The organism is Synechococcus sp. H70.2 (genome assembly GCF_047462275.1).
Lineage (GTDB): Bacteria > Cyanobacteriota > Cyanobacteriia > Thermostichales > Thermostichaceae > Thermostichus.
This window is the reverse complement of the sequence record NZ_JANSIU010000010.1, coordinates 1-17546: the sequence shown is the minus strand read 5'-3', so window position 1 is coordinate 17546 and position 17546 is coordinate 1. Positions and strand designations below refer to the sequence as shown.

Sequence of the window (17546 nt, the reverse complement as noted above, 5' to 3'; positions counted from 1 at the left end):
GCTTGCTAGGATTAGGTACTGCCAAATCATCAGAGCTAGCCTTCTTAGCCAACCCATGCCCACCATTCAGCAACTAATTCGCAAAGAGCGCGAAGTGGCCGCTCGCAAGAGCAAGTCGCCTGCTCTAAAAGGGTGTCCGCAGCGGCGGGGAGTTTGCACGCGAGTGTACACGACAACGCCCAAAAAGCCCAACTCCGCCCTGCGGAAGGTGGCACGGGTTCGCCTGACCTCTGGCTTTGAAGTCACAGCTTACATTCCAGGCATTGGCCATAATTTACAAGAGCACTCAGTAGTTTTGGTGCGCGGCGGACGGGTAAAAGACTTACCTGGCGTGCGCTACCACATCATCCGCGGTGCCCTGGATGCCGCAGGGGTCAAAGACCGCAAGCAAGGCCGCTCCAAATACGGAACAAAGCGACCCAAACCAGGCCAAGCTCCTGCTGCTGCAGGCAAGAAGAAATAGCTTTCCCTCAAGGTCAGTTTCCTACCCTGCACTTTCTTGGTCCTATGTCTCGCCGCAACCGTGCCCCTCGTCGTGAAGTGCCCCCTGATCCCAAATACAGGAGCCGTTTGGTTACCATGCTCATCCGCAAGTTGATGCTGAGGGGCAAGGCCTCCCTGGCCGCTAGAATCCTCTATGAGGCTTTGGAAATTGTGCGGGAGCGCACCGGTCAAGAGCCGCTGGCCGTCCTGGAAAATGCGGTGCGCAACGCTACCCCCCTAGTGGAGGTCAAAGCGCGGCGGGTGGGTGGGGCCACCTACCAAGTTCCAGTGGAAGTAAGGCCAGAGCGGGGTACCTCGCTAGCGCTGCGTTGGCTGGTTACCTTTGCCCGCGCTCGTTCCGGCCGTACGATGTCGGCTAAGCTGGCCAACGAGATTATCGATGCAGCCAACGAAACCGGTGGTGCCATCCGTCGGCGAGAAGAAGTCCATCGCATGGCTGAGGCTAACAAGGCGTTTGCTCACTACCGCTACTGAGCTTGTCTAGCCAGCGGGTATCCCTCTCTAGGGCCCAGGAGAGGGTCGGGATCTGGAGAAAACTTGGCGAAAGAGGTTAGAATTGTAAAGGTTTTTCTGCCTAAGTCGCAGGGCGACGAGGAGTGGGAGGTTAACGTGGCACGCACAGTTCCCCTGGAACGAGTCCGCAACATCGGCATCGCAGCTCACATCGATGCCGGCAAGACGACGACGACGGAGCGGATTCTTTTTTATTCGGGCCTAGTGCATAAGATGGGGGAGGTTCACGAGGGAACCACGGTAACCGATTGGATGGAACAGGAGCGGGAACGGGGTATCACCATCACCGCTGCAGCCATCACTACCCGCTGGACCAAGCGGGATCCGGACAACCCCTCCCAGCCTCTCGCCGGTGCACCTGAGTACACCATCAACATCATCGATACACCTGGTCACGTGGACTTCACCATTGAGGTGGAGCGCTCCATGCGGGTGTTGGACGGCGTGATTGCGGTCTTTGACTCCGTAGCAGGCGTGCAGCCGCAGTCGGAGACAGTCTGGCGCCAGGCCAATCGCTACAATGTGCCCCGCATTGCCTTTGTCAACAAAATGGATCGCATGGGGGCCAATTTCCTCAGGGTTTGCAACCAGATCCGGGAGCGCCTTAAAGCCAATGCCATTCCTATTCAGCTGCCTATTGGAGCGGAGGAAGACTTTCGCGGCATCGTTGATCTGGTGCGCATGCGGGCCCGTATCTACATGGATGAGATTGGCAAGGACATCCGCTCCGAGCCGATCCCAGAAGAAATCAAGGATCTAGCCGCGGAGTACCGGGCCAAGCTGGTGGAGGCAGTGGCTGAAGTCGATGAAAGCCTAATGGAAAAGTATTTTGCTGAGGAGGATCTCAGCGAGGCAGACCTGATGCTGGGTCTGCGCAAGGGAACCATCAGCGGTCAAATTGTACCTGTCCTGTGTGGCTCTGCCTTCAAGAACAAAGGCATCCAGTTGCTCCTGGATGCGGTGGTGGACTACCTCCCCTCCCCTGTTGACATTCCGGCTATCAAAGGCATCCTCCCGGATGGCACGGAAGTGTCACGCAAGGCCAGCGACGAGGAGCCTTTCTCCGCCCTTGCTTTTAAGTTGATGAGCGACAAGTATGGGGATCTTACCTTTATCCGCGTCTACTCTGGGGTCCTGACCAAGGGCACTTATGTGCTTAACTCCACCAAAAACAAGAAGGAGCGCATCTCGCGACTGGTGGTGCTCAAGGCAGATGAGCGCCTAGATGTAGACGAGCTGCGGGCAGGGGATCTGGGAGCGGTGTTGGGGCTGAAAGATACCACCACCGGCGATACCCTCTGCGACGAAAATGCTCCGGTAATCCTAGAATCCCTCTACATCCCAGAGCCAGTGATCTCAGTGGCGATTGAGCCCAAAACCAAGGCAGATGTTGACAAGCTCTCGAGGGCGCTGCAGGCCTTGGCCAAGGAGGATCCCACCTTTCGCGTCTCCGTGGATCCAGAGACCAACCAAACTATCATCTCCGGCATGGGTGAGCTCCACCTGGAGATTTTGGTGGATCGGATGCTGCGGGAGTTCAACGTGGAGGCCAATGTTGGCAACCCGCAGGTGGCCTACCGCGAAACCATCCGCAAGGCAGTTAGCCGCGTGGAAGGGAAGTTTATCCGCCAAACCGGTGGCCGCGGTCAGTACGGGCACGTGGTCATTGACCTGGAGCCGGCAGAGCCAGGTACAGGCTTTGAGTTTGTCTCCAAAATTGTGGGTGGGGTCATTCCTAAAGAATACATTCCACCTGCAGAGCAAGGGATCCGCGAAGCCTGCGAGTCTGGAGTATTGGCTGGCTATCCGCTGATTGATATCCGGGTCACCCTGGTGGACGGCTCCTTCCATGAGGTGGACTCCAGCGAGATGGCCTTTAAGATTGCTGGCTCCCTGGCTCTCAAGGAAGCCGCTCGCAGGGCCAACCCCGTACTCTTAGAACCTGTGATGAAGGTGGAGGTGGAAGTGCCCGAAGCCTTTGTCGGGGATGTTATCGGGGATATCAACGCCCGCCGCGGTCAAATGGAGGGGATGACAACGGAGGGTGGCATTTCTAAGGTCACTGCCAAGGTTCCCTTGGCGGAGATGTTTGGGTATGCCACTGACATCCGCTCCAAGACGCAAGGGCGGGGCATCTTTACGATGGAGTTCAGCCACTACGAGGAGGTTCCTCGCAGTATCGCGGAAGCCATCATTGCCAAAAGTAAAGGAAACGTAGCTAGCTGAAACCAAAAGGAAGTGACGATACATGGCACGCCCTAAGTTCGAACGGACCAAACCCCACGTCAACGTTGGCACCATTGGCCACGTCGACCACGGTAAGACAACGTTGACCGCCGCCATTACCATGACCTTGGCTGCCCTTGGCCAAGCGACACCCAAGCGCTACGACGAGATCGACGCGGCGCCAGAGGAGAGAGCCCGTGGCATCACCATCAACACTGCCCACGTGGAGTACCAGACGGAGAAGCGTCACTACGCCCATGTGGACTGCCCTGGCCACGCCGACTACGTGAAAAACATGATCACGGGTGCGGCCCAGATGGACGGGGCCATCCTGGTGGTCTCGGCAGCCGACGGGCCGATGCCGCAGACGCGGGAGCACATCCTGCTGGCCCGCCAGGTAGGAGTGCCCAGCATCGTGGTCTTCCTCAACAAAGTGGACATGGTAGACGACGAGGAGCTGCTGGAGCTGGTGGAACTGGAGGTGCGGGAGCTCCTCTCCAAGTACGATTTCCCTGGCGACGAAATCCCAATTGTCAGGGGATCTGCTCTGAAGGCTCTGGAGAAGATGCAGGCCAACCCCAAAACCCAACGAGGGGAGGATCCCTGGGTGGACAAGATCTATGAGTTGATGGATGCGGTCGACTCTTACATTCCAACGCCGGTACGGGAGGTGGACAAGCCCTTCCTGATGGCGATAGAGGATGTCTTCTCGATTACAGGTCGCGGTACGGTGGTAACAGGCCGGATTGAGCGCGGCCGCATCAAGGTGGGGGATACGGTAGAGATAGTTGGATTGCGGGAGACCCGTTCCACCACCGTCACGGGTCTGGAGATGTTCCAGAAGACTCTAGACGAGGGGATTGCGGGCGACAACGTCGGCGTCCTTCTGCGGGGTATTCAGAAGAACGAGGTGGAGCGGGGCATGGTCCTGGCCCAGCCCAAAACCATCACCCCCCACACTCAATTCGAGTCGGAGGTCTATGTCCTCACCAAAGAAGAGGGAGGCCGCCACACACCTTTCTTTGCCGGCTATCGTCCCCAGTTCTACGTGCGTACCACCGACGTCACTGGCACCATTTCCTCCTTTACGGCTGACGATGGCTCGAAGCCGGAGATGGTGATGCCGGGTGACCGAGTGAGAATGACGGTGGAGCTAATCCGACCCATTGCCATTGAGCAAGGGATGCGCTTTGCCATCCGTGAGGGCGGTCGGACGGTTGGAGCTGGGGTAGTCTCCAAGATCCTGAAGTAAGCTACTGGCTCTTAGCAGGGATTGGGCACTGGTTGCTCCAGAAGGCTCAATCCCTATTGCTTTGGAGTACACTCTGCTTTCTCTGAGTATGGCTACCTTAACCCAACAGAAAATTCGCATCCGCCTACAGGCCTACGACCATCGGCTGCTGGATACTTCCTGCGACAAAATTGTGGAGACAGCGCGCCGGACAGAGGCAGTGCCAGTGGGCCCGATCCCTCTGCCAACGCGGCGCCGCCTCTACTGTGTGCTGCGTTCTCCCCACATCGACAAGAACTCGCGGGAACATTTTGAAATCCGCACCCACCGGCGCATTATCGATATCTATTCCCCCTCTTCCAAAACCATTGATGCTTTGATGAAGCTAGACCTGCCGGCAGGGGTGGACATTGAGGTGAAGTTGTGAGGGCCTGCTGGTGGATCTCTAGCTTTCTGGGGGACAGGCAGTGACAACAGGGGCTGTGCACAAGGAAACCGACCCTTGCCAGGAGGCAGCCACTTCTGAGCCCATCCCAGTTGTGGTAGTAGGAGCCCTGGGCAAAATGGGGCGGGAGGTGGTACGCGCGGTAGCTCAAACCCCCGACATGAGGTTGGTCGGGGCGGTGGCCCGCTCGCAACTGGGTGCAGATATTGGTGAGGTGCTGGGTCTGGGATCGTTGGGAGTGGCAATTAGTGACGACCTGGCAGGGCAGCTGCTGCGGCTGTCGCAGCAGAGCAGCCGGGGGGTGATGGTGGACTTTACTCATCCGCGCTCTGTGTATGAAAATGTCCGCTCGGCAATTGCTTTTGGGGTGCGGCCAGTGGTGGGGACGACAGGCCTGACGCCAGAGCAACTGGAGCGGTTGCGGGATCTGGCAGACAAGGCGGGGGTGGGCTGCCTGATTGCGCCCAACTTTGCTATCGGCATGATCCTGCTGCAGCAGATGGCCCTGCAGGCAGCCCAATATTTCGATCACGTGGAAATTGTCGAGCTACACCACAACCGCAAGGCTGATGCTCCCAGTGGCACAGCTCTGCAGACGGCCCAGCGCCTGGGGCAACTGGGCAAGGCGTTCAATCCCCCCGAGGTGGAAGAAAAAGAGCTGATTCCTGGCGCGCGGGGAGGGATCCCTGGCCCCAACATTCCCATCCACAGCGTTCGCCTGCCGGGACTAGTTGCCCACCAAGAGGTGATCTTCGGCGGCATGGGGCAGACGCTAACCTTGAGACACGACATCACCGACCGGGTGGCCTTCATGCCGGGGGTAATCCTAGGCATTCGCAAGGTGTTGCAGCTCAAGGGATTGGTCTATGGCTTGGAGCAGGTGCTGAGCTAGCTGCTCAGAGGCGGGATCCCCGCCTCGTCAAGAATGCGGGGGATGAGATGTTCGGCCTTGACGGCCATGAGGTGCACCCCGTGGCAGATTTGGCGGGCCTGGCGCACCTGTTCGGCAGCGATGCGGATCCCTTCTTCTAGGGGATGGGGAGCGTTGGCCAGCCGTTGGATGACCTCCTCTGGGATGCGAACCCCTGGCAAGTTGCGGTTGATGAACAGGGCATTTTTGGCGGATTTGAGCAGGAAGATGCCGGCCAGGATAGGCTTGCCGGCGGGGCGGCCCAGCTTGTCCATGAAGCGCTCCAGTTGCTCGAAGTCAGTCACCATCTGGCTTTGGAAAAACTGGGCTCCGTTCTCCAGCTTGCGGTAGAAGCGCCGCTCCAGACCCGAAAAGCTGGGAGATTGCGGCTCTACTGCTGCTCCCGGAAACAGACAAGTGCCGCCGTCAGGAAGGGGCTTGCCGTTACAGTCAAGGCCGTTGTTAAGGCGCTGGATAAGCTGCAGCAGGCGCACCGACTCCAGGTCAAAGACGGCTCGAGCATCGGGGCAATCCCCAATGTGAATGGGATCCCCCGTTAGGGCTAGAACATTGCGCAGGCCAAGGGCTGAAGCTCCTAGCAAATCCCCCTGGAGAGCCAAGCGGTTGCGATCCCGGCAGGCCAGTTGCAGGATGGGCTCAATGCCCGCCTGGTGCAGCAGCAGCGAGGCGGCCAAGGGGCTCATGCGAGCAACAGCTCGGTTGGAGTCAGTAATGTTGATGGCGTGCACCCGCTGCTTGAGCTGCTGGGCCAAAGCCAGCATGGCAGTGGTGTCGGATCCCTTAGGGGGGGTAATCTCAGCGGTGAGCAGAAACTCTCCCCGCTGAATGGCTTGAGCAAAGCGTGAGGGTGGTGAGCAAGTCAAGGCCACAGTTTTGAGAAGATTGAAAAGTAGCACGTTGGCCTATTATCGACCGTTTGGGAGGGTTTTTCCAACCAGGGCAGTGCTTCCCTTTGCTCAGGGACCTTGGGATCCCCCTTCAACTGCAGCTAGGCTTCTCCGCAGCAAGCTTTGGCACCACCTACCCCTGGGGTGGCGTCACCGACTCCGGGTAGATGACCAACATCCCCTCGTAAAGGATTTGGCCAGACTGCAGCTCCAAGCGATCAATGCGCACCGCTGGATCCAACTGGATGGGAAAATCTGCCAGGCCAGGGATAGGGATCTCCTGGCCTTCACTTACCCAGACAGGGTTAACCAGTCGCAACTGGTTAGGGCCCTGGGCTTGCAGCCCAGTTAGCACTGTAACTGGCACCGCTGCCCCCTCAGGAGTCATTAGTTGGGCTTGGATGCGCAGCCGCCCTGGCTCTAGGGCAACCTGGGGTTGGCGGATGAAAAAGGGAACCGTTTGCTTTCCAAAGGGCAGTTGCACCTGGGCTTGGGCCAGTTGCGACTGGATGAGGGGAGCCTGAAGGGTGCGATTCAAGTCTGCCTCCGTGAGGCGCAGGCTTACCTGCACGGGCACAGGGGCCAACAGCCGCAGGGGGCTACGCCCCTGGATGGCTTCTCCCACATTGAGGCGAATGTCCTGGCCCCGCAGCCGCAGATGGCTGATCTGGAAGCCTTGGTAGATGAGGTTGTCTCCTGAGACCTGGGCCTGAGGGATCTGGCCGTTAAGAATCTGGGCGTCAGAACCCGCAATCTGCACCTGCAAGTTTTCCACCTGCTGCACCTCGGAGCGAATCCAGGCGGCCACCAGAGGGTTGAGCAGGGATCCGGCAATTTGGGCAAAGGCAGGCCAGGGCAAAACCATAGCGGGCAGGCCAAGCAGCAGAGCAAGCCCCAGCCTCCCTAGGAAGAGGCGGCGGGGGCGGCAGGGGGGGGAAACCAAAGGAGCGGATGGCTCCAGGGGGAGGGAGCTAGATGGGGACAGCACGAGGCACCTCAGAGGAAAAACTGGTAAAGACAGCTAGGCGGCTTTCTCCGGCCAAACTAGGACTAGGTTACGACAGGGCTGCGGCAGTGCCCAAGGACTTCTCCCGCACAGTTGGTTGAGGAGCTAGCCGTCTATCAACTGCCACCAAAGATAGACCAACCGTAGGTAGTGAAGCCGCAACCAAGGGAAAGGAAAAACACGCGGCGGCTGACGAAAAAGGCCGCTGATCTGGGGTCGATGACCGGCAATATCCTGAGCCAAAATTTTGCCTGCCCACACCCCTGTGGCCACGCCGCTGCCGTGGTAGGCCAGGCCGTACCAGAGGCTAGGGTCTGTCGGCGAAGGGCCAATGTGGGGATGTAGCTCGCGGGAAAGGCAAACCAAACCATTCCAGGCGTACTCAATCTCCACCCCCTCCCAGGCAGGAAAGAGGCGGTAGAGCTGCCGCGCCATCCAAGCCCGCAGACCCTGGCGTTTCGCTGGGCTATCGCAGGTGGCATCCCGTCCCCCAAACAGCAGCCGCCCATCGGGCAAGAGGCGGTAGTAAAACAGAAGCCGCCGTGTGTCGTAGATAGGGGTCGGATCCCACCAACCCTGGGCTTTTTGCTCCTCCGCTGTCAGGGGGCGGGTCACCACAATATTGGAAAGTACCGGCAGGAGGGATCCCGCCAGCTGGGGATAGAGTTGGGCTGGGGTGTAGCCGTTGGTTGCAATTACCAGATGGCGCGCCCGCACTGTCCCCCCTGGCGTATGGCAAAGGTGGCGGGATCCTACTTTTTCCCAGGCAATAACCGGGCTAGCGCTGTATAGCTGGGCTCCCCACCTGCGGGCAGCCTGGGCCAGCCCCTGGGTAAGCTTGAGGGGGTTGAGGCCAAACCCAATGCCGATGTGGAGAGCGCCGTAATTCTCCCGGCTATCGAAGCCCCGCTCCCGCAGCTCTTTGGGGCTAAGGAGCTGAACCGGGTAGCCGGCCACCTGAGTGTAGATCTCGTATTCCGCCTCCAACTCCCGCCAAGCGCTGGGGCGATGGGCCACCGCGTACCAACCCTGGCCTTGGGCATCCAGGGAAAAGCCCTCGGTAGCAGCCAGCTCTTGAACGGTTTCCACCGCTTGCCACTGATCCCGGTAGTAGCGCTCTGTCTCGGCTAGCCCTACCCGCCGTACCATCTGGGCATGGGTAAGGCAGCTCGCCCCCACGCCGCAGAAACCGCCGTTGCGTCCCGAGGCCCCCCAGCCCAGGGATCCTGCCTCCAGCAGGCAGGCGGAAATACCGTAGTCGCGAACTAGGTGCAGCGCTGTCGAAAGTCCTGTGAATCCGCCCCCGATGATGGCTACCTCGACCTCCACCTGCCCTTGCAGGGGGGCGGGGTGTCGCCAACTGGAATCTGCTATCGTGCTGTCCCAGTAGCTACCGACTGGATAGGAAGGATCGTAAGTTCTAGCGGGATAGGGGTTTGTTTTGGGGCAAAAAGTCCAAGAAAGCATAGAAGCAGTGATGTTAAGAACTCGTTGCGCAAAAGCAAGAAAATCCACTTTTGCAGCAGCAGCCTCTTTGCCAGCCAGCAGGAGGAGGAGCAGGGAGCGCTGCCTCCTGCCCGTACTGGCCAGGACCCTGCCGCAGGTACTGGCGATGAAAAACAGCAAGCCACTCCTGGCCCGCACCCCTTTAACAGGGGCGCATAGCTAGCTCTCCCCCTCGCCTGAGGTAGGGTAGGGGCAGGGGTGATCCCCCGCCAGCAAAGACAGATTGGACAAGCCCTCTTTGCACCCCCCTGGGACTCTCTGCTGCTAGAGGGGTGCGGTTTTCGCCTAAGGCTGGCAGCCCAGCCCTAACCAGGGCTGCAGTCGCGACTGTTACCGCTAAGTATCTTGGTGAGTAGGTAGAGCTTGTCCATCCTTCTTCCCAGAGTCAAACTGCTTTCCCCCAACGGGAAGCCAGGCTGCCCAAGCCAGCGCCCCTGGCTGTGGTCACTGACCCAGTAGCTTTACCAGCAAGACGCCCAACAAGTACAGGAAAGTGATGGCGCCGGCTAGAAGGCTCTGGGTAAGGGGATCGGTGGAGGGGGTAAGAATGGCTCCTGCCACCACTGCAGCCACGACGACGTAGCGCCAGCCCTTGAGCATTTGCTCGGCAGTTACCAGCCCCAAAGCCCCCAGCAGTCCCTGCAGAATCGGTACCTGAAAGGCCAAGCCAGTGCTGAACAAGAGCAGCAGCACAAACTCAAAGTAGCGCTCGATGGACCAGGCTTGCTCCACCACCCCCTCCCCATAGTGAATAAAGAAGCTAAGCGCTGCCGGAAGGAGAAGGTAGTAGGCAAAAGCCAGGCCCGCCACAAACAAGAGGCTAGACCCTAGCACCACCGGCCCCAGCAGCTTGATCTCTTTGACGCTTAGCCCTGGCAACACAAAGCGGACAATTTGGTAGAGCAAAAAGGGCGTGGCCAAGAGCAAACCGGCATACGCCGCTACCTTGAGGGAGACGAAGAAGTACTCGCCCGGCGCCAGCTGCAAAAAGGTTACTCCCTGGGCAGGCACCTCCAGGAAGGTGATAAGGCGGTTCACCCCCAGAAAACAGGCAACGATGCACAGGGCCACGGCAATGAGACTGGCCAAGAGGCGGCGGCGCAGCTCCTCCAGGTGCTCCAGCAAGGTCATCTCGACCTCGTAGGGAAACTCTGGATCGGGCACCCGTGTAGGCGCCTGCGTTGCCGCAGCTTGCTGCGAGGATTCAGTCTCAGAGGCAAGGGGCATCGGCCGGCTGGTAACACAACCTTTTCCGCTATCTTAGCCTTGCCCCAGCCTCCAGGGAAAGCGCCCACTCAGCAAGGTTTGGCGCACTGCTGCCCCAAGAAACCCTTGTTTCAACGGCAAGCAAGGGGAGCTAACTTCCCCTCCCAGGTAAGATGATTACGCAGTGCTGACTACCGGCTTCACGGCAAGACGGCATCTATTCCAAAGTGGGAACAGAGGTATGGGACAACGGCAACGCTGGCGCGGCATTCTAATTGGGCTGGGCCTGCTGGCAGCCATGACGGTGGGGGTGATCGCCTGGCTGCTTACCCAAAGTCCGCTAGCCCTGTTGCTGCTTCGCCAGGAGCTGCCGCCAATTGTGGGCCTGGCCCCCCGCTCTACCCAGGCGCTCCTGCTGCTGGCTGTTCCCCTGGAGGAGCTGCAGACCTTTTGGCAAGCAGCAACTCCCGCCCCCCAACGACGCGCTACCCGCCAGCAGTGGCGCAAGTTTTTCTCCAGCGAGGGTCCAGGATGGCTGGGATCCCTCTTGGCGGGAGGATCGCTGGATTTTGAGCGCGAGGTGCAACCCTGGCTGGGAAAGAGTACACTCTTGGCCAGTTTGACGGAGGGGGGCACCTTGGTTGCCCTGGAAATCCGCAACCCGGCGCTGGCGCAATTTGAGCTCAACCTGTTGTGGGAGCGGCAGAGTTTGGCTGGGCTGCCGGTCCAGGTGGACACCTACAAGGGCATCCAGGTGGTCTCTAGTCCGCTGCCAGGGTTGCCGGGGTTTGCAGCAGCCCTCTTCGGGGAGCGCTATGTGCTGCTGGCGGAACAGGCTGCTGCCATTCGCACCGCCATCGATGCCTGGCAGGTGCCGCAGTTGTCGCTGCTAGCAGAGCCGCGGTTTCGGCAGGTCATTCAGCTGCTGCAGCCAGCGCCGGTGGGTTGGGCCTTCTGGCAAAATCCGCAACCGGCCTCCGCCGAAGGTTTGACCTTGCAGGCGGTGGGGCTGGGGCTAGGAGTGAGCTTTCAGGGCTTGCTGGCGGAAGCGGCTGCTCTTTGGCATACGCCTGCCGACTTTGCCCTGCCTAGGGAGGAAGCTTTTCGTCCCCAGGTTATTGGCCACCTGCCCGACGAGACGCTAGCGCTGGTGTCCGGCGGGAACTGGGGCACCTTTTGGCAGAGTTTGGGGCAGATGCAACCCTTGAGCCTCCTGGGGCTGCAGCTGGATCCCGACCAATGGCTGCAGCGGTTGCCGTTGCCGGTGGAGCTGGCCTGGCAGCACTTGCTGCCGGAAAGGGGAGAGTTCGCTTTTGCCTTTCTGCCCACCGATGAGGGGCCGGCTTGGCTGTGGGTTGGCGAGATGCCGGATGCGCCAACCCTAGATCAGCGGGCCATCGCCCAAGGCTGGCAGGTGGTTTCTCTTTCAACAAAACACGGTCCTGTTACTGCCTGGAGCAAGCCGGCAGCCGAGGCTGTTCCCCAAGCCCTGCTCGCGTCCCTCTCGGCCCAGGTGTATCACGCCGACCGGGCAGGCTATTCTTATCTGGCTTCGTCGCTGGCGGCCTTGGAAGCGGCCCTGGCGGATCCCCCCTTAAGTGCTGCTCGCACCTGGCGCCGCCTGGTGGCTCCCCTCCCTCACCGCAACCTGGGCTATGGGTATGGGTCCCTGGACTTACTGGAAACTTGGCTGCCACAGCTCTCGGGATCCCGCTGGTCATCCACCCGCCTTGCCTTTGCCACCACGGCGCTGAGGCTGTCTGAGGCTCCCTACCCGGATCGGGGACGCTGGCTTCTCCAAAGGGGCAAGCTGTTTTGGCAGTGGTACTAGACGATCCAGGGATCCCGGCAGCCGGGGTAAATGTACTTGGCCAAATAGACTTGGTTGCCCGTCTCGTTCCATTCCACAAGATCAAAAATCTGGGTAAGCAGGAGCATCCCCCGCCCCGATTCCTCTGTTTCCAAAAGGCCGCAGCGGCAGCGCTGCAACTCCTGCTGGGGACGGAAGCCGGATCCCTGATCCCGCACTAGCCACTGGTACAAGCACTCAGAGCTGGCGTACTCGACAATCACCCTCTTATTGGGATCTAGGCGATTGCCATGGCGAACAGCGTTGATGATTGCCTCTTGCAAGCCCAGACGCACCTCTGCTCTCCAGGGGGCGGGAACTTTTGCAGTTAACACCTCCAGAACTGGCTGAGTATAGAGGGTGGAGGGAAAGCTGAGGACGCTCCAGGAGCAGTTGGCGGGCTTGAGAGAGAGGGCAATCACAGGGGCAGGTGGGGGCACAACGCTCTTTTTCCATTCTAGCCAATCCCCCTTGGCCTCCGCCCGGTCGGGCCAGATCCCGGCAGGGAGCCTTTTTGGCGTACCATCTTGAGTGGTGAAGCTCTTCGCGGTTACCCTGATTGGCTATGGTGATCAAAGTTGGGACGAAGGTTAGGGTGCGCTCTATCCAGGATCGCGGACAAGAAGAGGTGAGCGCGCTGGTGGGCAAGGAGGCCGTGGTCCTGGCGCGGCGGGTAGTTGATGGCAGCGGCATCGGCTATATTCTGGAGTTTCCCGATCGCTCGCGGCACTGGTTTTTCGAGAGCGAGCTGGAAGCGGTCGATTCCGACCACGCTAACGAGGAGCCGAGGTGAGCAGTCTGGATAGAAACAGGGGCAGTTGCAGTCTTGGATCCCTTCTGCATCTGGGGCTATTTCCGCTCCTACTTAAGGCCGCTGTTGTCCCGTTGCCGTTGTCTGGAGAGGTGGTCGTGGCTTCTCCTCCCCATTTGAATCGTCGTTTGCTGGCCCGCCAGATGGCCGCCCAGGTGGATGGCCTGACAGTCAAAATGGCTGCCGCTGCCCTGGAGGCGATGCTAGACAGCATTAGCCAGTGTCTAGCGGAAGGAGGATCTGTGCGGCTAGCGCGCTTTGGCACCTTCTTGCTGCGGCACCGTCCGGCCCGGCGAACCTATCATCCCCGCACCAAAGCTCCCATCCACATCCCGGCTGCCCAAGTGCCCCACTTTGTCCCCAGCCCAGAGCTGGGACGACCCAGGAGGGAACGCCAAGGAGACCCAGAAGCGCCGGCATCCGTCTAAAATGACCGTTTTGCTCTGGTTTCGCACCGATTTGCGCCTGCTGGATCACCAGCCGCTCACACGGGCATGCCAACAGGGCTCCTTCCTCATTCCCCTCTACTGCCTGGATCCCCGCCACTTTGGCCGGACGGCCTTTGGCTTTCCTAAGACCGGTCCTTTCCGCGCCCAGTTCCTGCTGGAAAGCCTGGCGGATCTGCGGCAGCAGCTCCGAGCCCGCGGCTCCGACCTCGTCATCCGCCAGGGCCAGCCGGAGCAGGTGATCCCAGCCCTAGTGCGGGAGTGGGGGGTGAAGGCCGTCTATGCCCATGCAGAGGTGGGCACGGAGGAGGAGGCGGTAGCCACTGCCCTGCAGCAAGCGCTTCAGAACTTGGGGATCCCCCTGCAGCTGGACTGGGGCCACACCCTCTACCACCCTGAAGATCTCCCCTTTGCTCTGGCAGAGCTGCCGGAGGTGTTCACCCGCTTCCGCCAGCAGGTGGAAGCCAAGGCCACCGTCCGCGATCCCTTGCCCATTCCTTCTCTCCCGCCGTTGCCACCGGGGCTGGATCCCGGCCCTCTGCCCACCTTGGCCGAGCTGGGGCTGAGCCTGCCTCCGCCGGATCCCCGCGCCCGCTTTGTCTATACCGGTGGCAGCACCGCCGCCCAGGCGCGCCTGCAGACCTATATCTGGGAGCTGGACCGGTTGCGCGTCTACAAAGAAACCCGCAATGGCATGCTGGATCCCAACGACAGCTCGCGCCTTTCTGCCTGGTTGGCGCTAGGCTGCCTCTCCCCCCGCACCGTGTATGCCGAAGTCAAGCGCTACGAGCAGGAGCGGGTGCGCAACGAATCCACCTACTGGTTGGTGTTCGAGCTGCTGTGGCGGGATTACTTTCGCTTCATCTTGGCCAAGCACGGGGCCAAGCTGTTTCGCCCCTCCGGGATCCAGGGGATCCCCATCCCCTGGCAGCAGGACTGGGACCGCTTTCAGGCCTGGTGTCGCGGTGAGACCGGCTACCCCCTGGTGGATGCCAACATGCGGGAGTTGGCGGCCACCGGCTTTATGTCCAACCGCGGGCGGCAGAATGTGGCCAGCTTTCTAACCAAAAACCTGGGGATTGACTGGCGCCTGGGGGCGGAATGGTTTGAGTCGCTGCTCATCGACTACGACGTGGCCAGCAACTATGGCAACTGGAACTACACCGCCGGTGTGGGCAACGACGCCCGCGGCTTTCGCTACTTCCACATTCCCAAGCAGTCCCGCGACTACGATCCCCAAGGCCACTACTTACGCCACTGGCTGCCGGAACTGGCCGGGATCCCGGGGGACAAGATCCACGAGCCCTATCGCCTCAGCGCCGCTGAGCAAAAGCAGTTTGGCGTGCGGCTAGGGGTAGACTATCCCCGCCCTCTGGTGGATCTGGAAAAGTCCCTGCAGGCCAATCGGCGGGCTTACGAAGCGGCCTTGGCCCGCCACCGGCGCCGCTAGGGGGATCCCCTGGAAACGGGAGTAGCGGGCGGGGGGAGGAGGCGGCTAAGACGGCGCAAGCCGGGTAAACCGCTATCTGCCACTACCACGCTGCCATCCGGCAAAATGAGCAGATGGCCGGGCTGCTGGAAGCGGGCCGAGGAGGCGGGGCCATCCTGCCAGCCTGGCTCCTCCCCTCCGGCCAAGGTGGAGACTTGTCCATTGGGCTGCAGCCGCCGAATGCGCTGGTTATCTCGGTCGGCCAGCCAGAGGCCCCCCGACCCATCGAAGGCCAGCCCTGCAAGGGTTTGAAAACGGGCTTCCGCCAAGGGGCCATCGCGGTAGCCCGCTTCTGGGCTGGAGAGGGTGGTCAGTTCTCCGTCGGCAGAGAGCCGGCGCAGGCGATGCCGGTCAGCGATCCAGAGATTCCCTTCCCTGTCCACCGCTAGGGCCGTGGGCTGCAGGAGCTGGGCCTGCTCTGCCGGGCCATCGGCAGATCCCGGCTGCCCGGTGCCAGCCACTGTGGTCACCTCGCCGGCGGGGGTGATGCGGCGGATGCGGCGGTCGGCACGGTCGGCCACGTAAAGGCTGCCCTCTAGACCCAAGGCCAGGCCAAAGGGCTCGCGAAACTGCGCCTGGTCGCGCTTCCCATCGCGGTAGCCGGCTACACAAGTGCCGGCAAAGGTGGTTACCTGCCGCTGAGGGCTGATGTGGCGTAGGCAGTGGTTGCCGCTGTCGGCCACCCACACTCCCCCTTTGGGATCCCAGAGCAGCCCCTGGGGAGAATCGAACTGGGCCCGATCGGCTGCTCCATCCCGATAGCCGGCCTTGCCACTGCCGGCCCAAACCTCCAGTTCCCCTTCGGGAGAAAGGCGAAAAATCCGGTGCTGGGCCGGGTCAGCCAAGTAAAAGAACCCTTCTGGATCAACAGCAATGCCGCCAACCTGTTTGAGAGGGATCTCGGACTCGCCGCCGCCATCAGAGACGCTGTTCCTAGGAAGGACTGCCGAGGCGGTGCGGCCATTCAGCAAGGTCTCCACCCGCCAGGCTGAGGCTGCCGCCGCCGTAGGGGTGGGTGAGGGGGTAGGGGCCGGCCACTCGTAAACCAAGGTTCCCAACCCTTGCCCCGCCGCATCGGCAACGGCCACCCAAACGGTTCCGGAAAGGGAGGCCGGCGGCATCACCGTCAGGCGGTCGCTGCTGCGGGAGCGGATCTCCCCTTTCAAGCTGCGCTCGGGATTGGCGGCTGAAGCAAACAAAACCGTTTCCACCCGCTCCAGGTTTTCTCCTAACAGCAGCAGGGGCTGGCCGGGCGCCGGCACCCCCGACCCCGTATGCAGCAGCGGCACCTCTACCTCGGCGAGGACCAGCATGGCCAGGCGGCGATTGGTCCCGCCAGAAGCTCCAGAGCGGTCAGAAAGGGTCAGGGATCCCTTCCCTTGGGCCAGGGTGGTGGATCCCCGGTAGGCGACGGCACTGAGCTCCGCTTCGCCGGCGGGCGGGTTGGTAAAGGTGAAGGTGGCCGGCTGCCCTGGGCGCAGGGGCGCGGTGGCGGTTTGGCGATAGCTGCCCAGGGTAATGCTCAAGTCGATCCCTTCCACCCCTGGCCAGCTGGCGGTGCGGGCCAGCCAGCGCTCCACCTCGGAGACCGGCAGCTGGGCCACCAGATCGGATCCCTGTTCCTGGAGCAGCAAAACGATGCGGTTGCTGGGCACCGCCAAACCCGCTTGGCGGGCCTGTTCGAGTGTGAGGGCAAAGGCGGAGGGGGCGAGGGGAGTTGGAGTGGAGACCGGCTGCAGGGCAGAAGGGGGAACGGCGCTGGGAGACAAATTAGAGGAAACAAGCTTGCCGCAGGCCGAGAGGGCCAGCACCAAGACACTGAGCGCTGGCAAGGATACTGGTGGAGGGGAAACCCGTCGTGGCATGATGCAGCTCACCCTCTCCCCCAGGCGGGGAAACGGCAGGAACCCAAACCCTCACGTTTCCTGCAGCCAGCCGTGCCCCAGCGGCTGGTCGACAAAGGGAAGTCCCTTGGCCACCCTCTCCGGCCTTGAACCCTAACCCTCTTCATCTCCAACCGGACTCACCTATGGGTGAGTCCCCCTCCTCACTCTACCTATTCGCACAGCCAGAGGTCAATCCAACTCGGCCCTGTGGCTAACCTTCTGGAATTGGCCACCCTCGTGGATAAATCAAATAGACAGTACCGCCGGAGTGTGCCAACCACAAAGACTCTAGCTGGTCGCGGCGGTAGGTGCGGCGAACCTCTTCGTGGGTCGGGGCCGCCGGGTCGTGGAGGATGGGATCCCCTTGGTTATCGAACCCCACCAGGACTGCCAGATGGCCGTTGCTGCGGGGGATCGGCGCCCCCTCCAGCTCGCCCTCACCCCAGGCGTAGCTAAGGATTACCGGCACCCCCGCCGCAATCCAGGCTTCTGCTTGGGCCAGGCTCTGCAGCCGCGCCACCAGGCCGGCCAAACCTCGCTCAGCGGCATGGGCCACATTGAAGGCCCAGTTGCCGTGGCCCTGGTAAACCCGGTCCTACACCCCAGCCAC

At 61.1% G+C, this 17546-nt stretch carries 16 protein-coding genes and 1 pseudogene; 10 read left to right on the top strand and 7 right to left on the bottom strand.

Features of this window, described 5'->3' with window-relative positions:
- The first annotated feature begins 55 nt into the window (after window positions 1-55).
- The 6 genes from rpsL to dapB all read left to right on the top strand — a co-directional run bounded on the left by rpsL (window position 56) and on the right by dapB (window position 5811).
- Window positions 56-463, top strand: a complete 408-nt coding sequence (gene rpsL, locus NW822_RS09750; RefSeq protein WP_414362410.1) for a 30S ribosomal protein S12 — start codon at window positions 56-58, stop codon at window positions 461-463.
- A 44-nt stretch (window positions 464-507) separates the two neighbouring features.
- Window positions 508-978: a 30S ribosomal protein S7 gene (gene rpsG / locus NW822_RS09745; protein WP_414404299.1), complete on the top strand. Its 471-nt coding sequence runs from the start codon at window positions 508-510 to the stop codon at window positions 976-978.
- A gap of 135 nt (window positions 979-1113) precedes the next feature.
- The gene (fusA, locus tag NW822_RS09740) at window positions 1114-3243 is read left to right on the top strand and encodes an elongation factor G (RefSeq protein WP_414404298.1); all 2130 of its coding nucleotides are present in this window, start codon (window positions 1114-1116) and stop codon (window positions 3241-3243) included.
- A 22-nt stretch (window positions 3244-3265) separates the two neighbouring features.
- A complete protein-coding gene (gene tuf, locus NW822_RS09735; protein ID WP_414404297.1) occupies window positions 3266-4495 on the top strand; it encodes an elongation factor Tu in 1230 nt (409 codons plus the stop codon).
- A gap of 88 nt (window positions 4496-4583) precedes the next feature.
- Window positions 4584-4901, top strand: a complete 318-nt coding sequence (gene rpsJ, locus NW822_RS09730) for a 30S ribosomal protein S10 (RefSeq protein WP_414362414.1) — start codon at window positions 4584-4586, stop codon at window positions 4899-4901.
- 136 nt (window positions 4902-5037) lie between these two features.
- Window positions 5038-5811, top strand: a complete 774-nt coding sequence (dapB, locus tag NW822_RS09725) for a 4-hydroxy-tetrahydrodipicolinate reductase (protein WP_414404335.1) — start codon at window positions 5038-5040, stop codon at window positions 5809-5811.
- Here dapB and NW822_RS09720 read toward each other — a convergent pair.
- From NW822_RS09720 to tatC, 4 genes are all read right to left on the bottom strand, one after another.
- Complete coding sequence (locus NW822_RS09720) at window positions 5808-6719, bottom strand: methylenetetrahydrofolate reductase (RefSeq protein WP_414404334.1); 912 nt, start codon at window positions 6717-6719, stop codon at window positions 5808-5810. The two genes, dapB and NW822_RS09720, sit on opposite strands and share 4 nt — an antisense overlap.
- Window positions 6720-6870: 151 nt before the next feature.
- On the bottom strand, window positions 6871-7602 hold the full coding sequence (locus tag NW822_RS09715) for a DUF2993 domain-containing protein (protein WP_414404296.1): 732 nt from the start codon (window positions 7600-7602) through the stop codon (window positions 6871-6873).
- 246 nt (window positions 7603-7848) lie between these two features.
- The gene (locus NW822_RS09710) at window positions 7849-9072 is read right to left on the bottom strand and encodes an NAD(P)/FAD-dependent oxidoreductase (protein WP_414404295.1); all 1224 of its coding nucleotides are present in this window, start codon (window positions 9070-9072) and stop codon (window positions 7849-7851) included.
- Between the two features lie 621 nt (window positions 9073-9693).
- A complete protein-coding gene (tatC, locus tag NW822_RS09705; RefSeq protein ID WP_414404294.1) occupies window positions 9694-10476 on the bottom strand; it encodes a twin-arginine translocase subunit TatC in 783 nt (260 codons plus the stop codon).
- Window positions 10477-10696: 220 nt separating this feature from the next.
- Between tatC and NW822_RS09700 the strand changes: the two genes are divergently transcribed.
- A complete protein-coding gene (locus NW822_RS09700) occupies window positions 10697-12286 on the top strand; it encodes a DUF3352 domain-containing protein (RefSeq protein ID WP_414404293.1) in 1590 nt (529 codons plus the stop codon).
- On the opposite strand, the gene NW822_RS09695 is transcribed toward NW822_RS09700, so the two are convergent.
- Entirely contained in the window at window positions 12283-12744 is a 462-nt protein-coding gene (locus tag NW822_RS09695; protein ID WP_414362419.1) for an ATP-binding protein, read from the bottom strand. The genes NW822_RS09700 and NW822_RS09695 overlap by 4 nt on opposite strands.
- Before the next feature lie 155 nt (window positions 12745-12899).
- Here NW822_RS09695 and NW822_RS09690 point away from each other — a divergent pair, with 155 nt between their 5' ends.
- The 3 genes from NW822_RS09690 (at window position 12900) to NW822_RS09680 (ending at window position 15011) form a co-directional block, all read left to right on the top strand.
- Window positions 12900-13097, top strand: a complete 198-nt coding sequence (locus tag NW822_RS09690) for a cytochrome b6f subunit family protein (RefSeq protein ID WP_414362420.1) — start codon at window positions 12900-12902, stop codon at window positions 13095-13097.
- A 116-nt stretch (window positions 13098-13213) separates the two neighbouring features.
- Window positions 13214-13543 carry an HU family DNA-binding protein gene (locus NW822_RS09685; RefSeq protein ID WP_414362421.1) on the top strand — a complete coding sequence of 110 codons (330 nt, stop codon included), beginning with the start codon at window positions 13214-13216 and terminating at the stop codon, window positions 13541-13543.
- A 1-nt stretch (window position 13544) separates the two neighbouring features.
- Complete coding sequence (locus NW822_RS09680) at window positions 13545-15011, top strand: DASH family cryptochrome (protein ID WP_414404292.1); 1467 nt, start codon at window positions 13545-13547, stop codon at window positions 15009-15011.
- Here NW822_RS09680 and NW822_RS09675 read toward each other — a convergent pair.
- Together NW822_RS09675 and NW822_RS09670 are read right to left on the bottom strand one after the other, a co-directional pair.
- Window positions 15008-16915 carry a hypothetical protein gene (locus NW822_RS09675; RefSeq protein ID WP_414404291.1) on the bottom strand — a complete coding sequence of 636 codons (1908 nt, stop codon included), beginning with the start codon at window positions 16913-16915 and terminating at the stop codon, window positions 15008-15010. The two genes, NW822_RS09680 and NW822_RS09675, sit on opposite strands and share 4 nt — an antisense overlap.
- A gap of 232 nt (window positions 16916-17147) precedes the next feature.
- Window positions 17148-17507: pseudogene (locus NW822_RS09670) on the bottom strand (C39 family peptidase); the annotation flags it as partial.
- Window positions 17508-17546: the final 39 nt, after the last annotated feature.

What these genes read in the sequence shown, in the direction of transcription:
- rpsL (WP_414362410.1), top strand. Translation starts at nt 56, where the DNA reads ATGCCCACCATTCAGCAACTAATTCGCAAAGAGCGCGAAGTGGCCGCT.
- rpsG (WP_414404299.1), top strand. Translation starts at nt 508, where the DNA reads ATGTCTCGCCGCAACCGTGCCCCTCGTCGTGAAGTGCCCCCTGATCCC.
- tuf (WP_414404297.1), top strand. Translation starts at nt 3,266, where the DNA reads ATGGCACGCCCTAAGTTCGAACGGACCAAACCCCACGTCAACGTTGGC.
- rpsJ (WP_414362414.1), top strand. Translation starts at nt 4,584, where the DNA reads ATGGCTACCTTAACCCAACAGAAAATTCGCATCCGCCTACAGGCCTAC.
- dapB (WP_414404335.1), top strand. Translation starts at nt 5,038, where the DNA reads ATGGGGCGGGAGGTGGTACGCGCGGTAGCTCAAACCCCCGACATGAGG.
- NW822_RS09715 (WP_414404296.1), bottom strand. Translation starts at nt 7,602, where the DNA reads ATGGTTTTGCCCTGGCCTGCCTTTGCCCAAATTGCCGGATCCCTGCTC.
- tatC (WP_414404294.1), bottom strand. Translation starts at nt 10,476, where the DNA reads ATGCCCCTTGCCTCTGAGACTGAATCCTCGCAGCAAGCTGCGGCAACG.
- NW822_RS09700 (WP_414404293.1), top strand. Translation starts at nt 10,697, where the DNA reads ATGGGACAACGGCAACGCTGGCGCGGCATTCTAATTGGGCTGGGCCTG.
- NW822_RS09680 (WP_414404292.1), top strand. Translation starts at nt 13,545, where the DNA reads ATGACCGTTTTGCTCTGGTTTCGCACCGATTTGCGCCTGCTGGATCAC.
- NW822_RS09675 (WP_414404291.1), bottom strand. Translation starts at nt 16,915, where the DNA reads ATGCCACGACGGGTTTCCCCTCCACCAGTATCCTTGCCAGCGCTCAGT.